This is a genomic window from Methyloceanibacter marginalis (assembly GCF_001723295.1).
GTDB classification, from domain to species: Bacteria; Pseudomonadota; Alphaproteobacteria; order Rhizobiales; family Methyloligellaceae; genus Methyloceanibacter; species Methyloceanibacter marginalis.
Genome location: NZ_LPWD01000393.1, coordinates 1 through 1,182 on the forward strand (window position 1 = coordinate 1; position 1,182 = coordinate 1,182).

Consider the following 1,182-nt stretch of genomic DNA (forward strand, 5'->3'; position numbering starts at 1 on the left):
CGGGCCATTCCTGCAAGCAGTGCAGCACCACGTAATTTTCCTCGGCGATGATGCGCTTGAAATGAACGCGCTTGCCTGGATAACGCCGGTCCATCTCCTCGAAATAGGCGATGAAGCCGTCTTTGCCGTCCTTCACGACCGGATTGTGCTGGATGTACACAGGCCCTGCATATAGCGCCATGGCTTCACGCGGCCGCGACTGGTTGAAGGCCATGTCGTAAAAGGCCACGACCGTCTCTTTATTGCGTTCCAGGTCCGGCATGTGCGTGGCCCGGCCTCCATTGATCGGTTCGAAGCCCCCGGATATGCTCTTGAAAGCGAATAGCGGAATGCGGCTCACTTTTTCAAAAGACGGAAGCTATGGCAACGAAAGAGCGTACGTATAGCGACGCCGAGGTTGAGGAGCGGCTCAAGAAGGAGCTGCCTCACTGGCATCTCGAAGGCGGCTGGATCCGGCGGAAGTTCAAGACCAACAGCTGGAAGGGCACGCTGATGGTCATCAACACCGTCGGCCATCTCTCCGAAGCGGCCTGGCATCACCCGGACATCACCGCCTCCTATGCCTGGGTCGAGGTGCGGCTGATGAACCACGCGGCGAAGGGTATCACCGACAAGGACTTCGAACTCGCCAAGAAGATCGAGGACGTGGTGAACTGGCAGCCCGGGCTCGAAGGCGGCGCGCTGGAAGGCACGCCCGCCGACGACATGCGCTTTTCCTACATCAAGTACGACAAGCCCAAAGACTAGCCCAAGGATCGGCCAGCGTGTCATGCCCATTCGACGGGCATGCATCGTTTTATCATCCATCGAATCGGAGCTTGCGGGCGCTGCGGGCCGATTAGGCCTGGAGAGGCGCATTGCCACGCTTGCGCCTCACCGGTCACCTGTTTATTTGTGCGCCCAAGGAAGGGCCGAGGAGGAGAACGAGTTGGACAGCACGCTCGAACGTGCCGCAGAGCTGCTTGCCCGCGCGCGTCTCCCAGTTTTCGGCGGCCTATTCACCGATATCGAGGGTGCCACGGCAGCGATCGCGCTCGCCGAGAAGCTTGGCGGCGTGATCGATCATGGCGCCAGCGAAGGGCTGAGCCGCGCCGCCCGCGTCATGCGCGAGACGGGCGTGGCCCCCGCAAGCTTCGGCGAGGTCAGGAACCGCGCCGATACGGTGGTGGTGATCGGCGAGGG

The 1,182-nt window shown here is 61.4% G+C and carries 2 protein-coding genes and 1 pseudogene; 2 read left to right on the forward strand and 1 reads right to left on the reverse strand.

Annotated features, from left to right (window positions below):
• Positions 1-262: nuclear transport factor 2 family protein (locus AUC71_RS13425; protein WP_193427049.1), on the reverse strand; the 262-nt coding region annotated here is incomplete at its 3' end.
• 98 nt (positions 263-360) lie between these two features.
• Here AUC71_RS13425 and AUC71_RS13430 point away from each other — a divergent pair.
• Positions 361-747, forward strand: coding sequence for a 4a-hydroxytetrahydrobiopterin dehydratase (locus AUC71_RS13430; RefSeq protein WP_069624655.1), 387 nt, complete (start codon positions 361-363; stop codon positions 745-747).
• Between the two features lie 181 nt (positions 748-928).
• Positions 929-1,182: pseudogene (locus AUC71_RS13435) on the forward strand (formylmethanofuran dehydrogenase); the annotation flags it as partial.

What these genes read in the sequence shown, in the direction of transcription:
- AUC71_RS13430 (WP_069624655.1), top strand. Translation starts at nt 361, where the DNA reads ATGGCAACGAAAGAGCGTACGTATAGCGACGCCGAGGTTGAGGAGCGG.